This window comes from Actinomadura sp. BRA 177 (genome assembly GCF_013372625.1).
In the GTDB taxonomy this organism is placed as follows: domain Bacteria; phylum Actinomycetota; class Actinomycetes; order Streptosporangiales; family Streptosporangiaceae; genus Spirillospora.
In genome coordinates this window covers 1-3,640 of sequence record NZ_JABXFD010000199.1, presented here as the reverse complement: position 1 = coordinate 3,640, position 3,640 = coordinate 1, and the positions used below count along the sequence as shown (strand labels likewise).

Sequence of the window (3,640 nt, the reverse complement as noted above, 5' to 3'; positions counted from 1 at the left end):
CCGGGCGGCGCGGGGGCGTGCTCCTGGGCGGTCCCGTCGCGGCGTTCCCGGCCGCGGGCGCGGGATTCGACCTCGGCGAGGCAGAAGGTCACGGCGGGGACCGGGCCGCCGGCGGGGCCCTCCCGGATGACGGCCTCGGCGGCGCGGCGCCAGAGGATCAGGGTGCCGCGGCTGTGGGCCGTCCAGGCCGGGTCGTGGTGGTGGACGCCGTGCACCCGGGGGCCGCCGGCGAGAACGTCGAGCATCGCGGGCAGCCGGGCGGTGCGCGGCACCGGCGCAGCAGGACGGCGCGGTCGCGCCGGGCGGGGCGGGCCAGCGCCTCGCGGCATTCGACGATGGACCCCTCGCCGGTCACCCACCGGCTGTTCCAGACGAGCCCGCGGTCGGCGTAGTAGCCGCCCCAGACGAACCGCTCGGACACGGGCTGGACGAGGTAGGAGCCCGGCCCGCCGAGCAGGCTCGCGAACGCCGGGGCGGAGTCCCAGTGCGGGAAGCACATCCACGCGAACTCGCCGTGCGGGCCGACGAGGACGCCGCGCTCGCCGTCGGCGATGAAGGCGTAGTCGCGCAGGGCCTTCGGCATGGAGTAGGGGCCTCCGGGGTCGTTCACCATGCCGTCCCATTACCCGGGGACGGGCCGATGATCCGCACCTCCCGGCACGGATCAGGAAACCTGTCTTGACAAATCTATTTGTCGGTGAGCATGATGGCGGCATGCTGGACGTGACGGTGATCGAGGACGCGGAGGCCGCGGCCGCCTCCCTGGACCCCATGCGGGCGCGGCTGCTGGCCGAGCTCGGCGAGCCGCTGTCGGCGGCGGCGCTCGCCGCGCGGGTGGGGCTGCCCCGGCAGAAGGTCAACTACCACCTGCGGACGCTGGAGCGGCACGGCCTGGTCGAGCTGGTCGGCGAGCGCCGCAAGGGCAACATGACCGAGCGGCTGCTGCGGGCGACGGCGGCGTCCTACGTCATCTCCCCGCTGGCCCTGGCCACGCTGCAGCCCGACCCGGACCGGCACCGCGACGCGCTGTCGGCGCGCTGGCTGCTGGCGGTCGCGGCGCGGCTGGTCCGCGACGTCGGCGCGCTGATCGGCGGGGCGGCGCGCGCCAACAAGCGGCTGGCGACCTACGCGCTGGACGGGGAGGTCGTGTTCGCCTCGGCGGCGGACCGGGCCGCGTTCATCGAGGAGCTGACCGCCGGGGTCGCCGCGCTCGTCCGCAAGTACGACGGCGGGACGGCGGACGGCGGGCGGGCGCACCGCGTCGTCATCGCCGTCCACCCGTCCCTGAAGACCGGCCCCGGGGACGTCCGCGCATGAGCGGCTGGACATCCCCGGACAGATCGAAGCGCCAACTCCTCGGCCGTTGACGACAAGCCAAACTCGATCGCCTCCACCGATTTACGCTCTCCGCTCGCGGCTGGCCGCCGCACCGAAGTCGCATCCACCACACAAGTGCGGTGCGGGACCGTCGGCAAGGCCCCACGCTGGGACGAGCCCAGCGACATCCATCCGCACAACGCCATCTGAACCGTATCCCCGGCAAAGCCGGTTCGTGCCTTCCAAGCTCACGGACAGACATCAAGAGATTACTGGACCACTTCATGACCCGCAGGTGATATTCGATTACTCAACAGGCCGAATCCTCCAGGATCTCTCTTATCTGAGACTCGGCATCTTCACCGGCGGCTGGGACGACCAGTACGACGGCGCGAGCCGGCACACCGACTTCTACCTGCACACGCTGCGCCAGTACCTGGCGCACTTCACCGGGCTGCCGGCGGCGCACTCCGACGTGCAGGGCCCGGCGGCGTCCATGGAGAAGGGCTCGTTCGCGGCGGTCGGCCGCGCGCTGGGGCTGGACGGCGCCGCCGAGGGCGACCCGGTGCGGGTGGACCTGCCGGGCGCGGGCCCGGTCGGCGCGGTGCTGGACTTCCGCAACGAGCACTTCATCGGGCTGCGCACCGGCGACGCGATGTACCGGTTCTTCGGCCGGGACGCGTGGGGCGGGCCGGTCGGGATCGCGCTGCACCGGTTCGCGCCGGACGCCGCCGCGACCGCCGACCAGGCGCAGAAGACCTGGCAGGACTGGCTGAACGCCCTCTACGCCTGACCGTGACGAAGGCGCCCGCGCGGACTCGCGCGGGCGCCTTCGTGCGCTCAGCCGGCGCGTTCCCGGACGAGCGCGCCGAGGTCCATGCGGGCGAGGCCGCGCAGGCCGGGGCGCTGGGCGAGCCAGGCGACGGCGAGCACGGCCAGCGCCGACCAGGCGAACGTGGCCGGCCGGATCTCGGTGTGGAAGGACATCAGGTCGCTGTTGAAAGCGCCGAGGAACGCGCCGGTCGCGAGCCGCCCGAGGATCAGGCCGGGGACCGCGCCGGCGGCCACGACGAGGAGGTTCTCGGCGGTGACGAGGCGGCCGAGGCGGCGGCGCCCGACGCCGGAGGCGCGCAGGGTGGCCAGTTCGGTGCCGCGTTCGGCGAGGTTGACCGACAGGGTGGCGAACAGGACGGTGAAGGCCAGCAGCCCGCCGAACGCGAGCATGACCGCGACGAACACGTAGAACAGGTTCATGTACTCGTCCATGGTCTTCTTCAGCGCGTGCGCGTCGGTGTAGGCGACGACGCCCGGCTGCGCGGCGAGGGCGCGCTCGACGGCGGCGCGGTCGGCGCCGGCGTCGAACTGCACGAGCACCGTGTCGGGTTCGGCGTCCGGCGCCCACGCGGCGACCTGGCCGAGCGCGGCGTAGGCGTAGGTGCCGAGCGGCTCGTCCACGAACCCGGCGACGGTCGTGGTGACGGTGCGGCCGTCGCCGAGGCGCAGCCCGATGCGGTCGCCGGTGCCGACGCCGAGCCTGTCGCGCAGGGCGGCGCCGATCAGCGCGCCGTGCTCGGGGAGGTCCCGCTCGCCGCCGCCGGGGGTGAGGAAGCGGTGCATGCGGGTCCCGGCGGGGAGCCCGACGACGGTGGTGGAGTAGCCCTGGTCCCCGGCGGTGATGGTGGCGGGGACGTGCGCGGACGGTTCGGCCGCGCGGACGCCGTCCGTCCCGGACAGCTTCCTGAGCATCGCGTCGTCGAGGGGGCGGCCGAGGGTGAGTTCGGCGTCCTGCCGCTGGATCTGGTCGAACTGGCGGGCGACGGTCGCCTGCGAGGAGTCGAGCATCCCCCACGACACCAGGATCAGCACGAGCGCGAGGACGACGCCCGCCATGGTGTAGAGGGTGCGGCGGAACTGGCGGGTGGGGCCGCGCAGCACCAGCCACGCCCCGGCGGGCAGCCGCCCGGCGGCCGGGACCGACCGTTCCAGCCGGGCGAGGAGCCCTCCTCCCCCGGTCGCCGGGACGGTGCCGCGCATCGCCTCGGCGGGCGGGACGCGGGCCGCCGACACGGCGGGCGGCCGCGCCCGCCGCGCCCCCCCCGCCCCCCCCCACGCCCCCCCCGCGCGCCCGCCCGGGGGCGCGGCCCACCCCCCCCTCCCCGCCCGCCCCCCCCCCCCCCCCCCCCACCGCGCCACCGCGCCCGCCCCCCGCCGCCCCCCCGCGCCCCCCGGCCCCCCCCCCCGCCGCCCGCCCCCCACCCCCGGCCGCCAGCGCGCCGGCCGGCAGCGCCGCGCCACGACACCCGCACGCGCGCACGCCCCCCAC

Annotated in this window: 4 protein-coding genes; 2 read left to right on the top strand and 2 right to left on the bottom strand. The window is 75.7% G+C overall.

Annotation, left to right across the window (positions count from 1 at the left end):
• Nucleotides 1-157 precede the first annotated feature (157 nt).
• Entirely contained in the window at nt 158-613 is a 456-nt protein-coding gene (locus tag HUX53_RS07080) for a trehalase-like domain-containing protein (RefSeq protein ID WP_176402360.1), read from the bottom strand.
• Between the two features lie 101 nt (nt 614-714).
• Here HUX53_RS07080 and HUX53_RS07075 point away from each other — a divergent pair, with 101 nt between their 5' ends.
• Together HUX53_RS07075 and HUX53_RS07070 are read left to right on the top strand one after the other, a co-directional pair.
• Nucleotides 715-1,317, top strand: a complete 603-nt coding sequence (locus tag HUX53_RS07075; protein WP_176402359.1) for a helix-turn-helix domain-containing protein — start codon at nt 715-717, stop codon at nt 1,315-1,317.
• A 295-nt stretch (nt 1,318-1,612) separates the two neighbouring features.
• A complete protein-coding gene (locus HUX53_RS07070) occupies nt 1,613-2,110 on the top strand; it encodes a hypothetical protein (protein ID WP_176402358.1) in 498 nt (165 codons plus the stop codon).
• 47 nt (nt 2,111-2,157) lie between these two features.
• On the opposite strand, the gene HUX53_RS07065 is transcribed toward HUX53_RS07070, so the two are convergent.
• The gene (locus HUX53_RS07065) at nt 2,158-3,384 is read right to left on the bottom strand and encodes an ABC transporter permease (RefSeq protein ID WP_176402357.1); all 1,227 of its coding nucleotides are present in this window, start codon (nt 3,382-3,384) and stop codon (nt 2,158-2,160) included.
• Nucleotides 3,385-3,640 lie beyond the last annotated feature (256 nt).

Bases quoted from the DNA above. Each gene is read 5' to 3' on its own strand.
- HUX53_RS07080 (WP_176402360.1), bottom strand. From the start codon at position 613: ATGGTGAACGACCCCGGAGGCCCCTACTCCATGCCGAAGGCCCTGCGC.
- HUX53_RS07075 (WP_176402359.1), top strand. From the start codon at position 715: ATGCTGGACGTGACGGTGATCGAGGACGCGGAGGCCGCGGCCGCCTCC.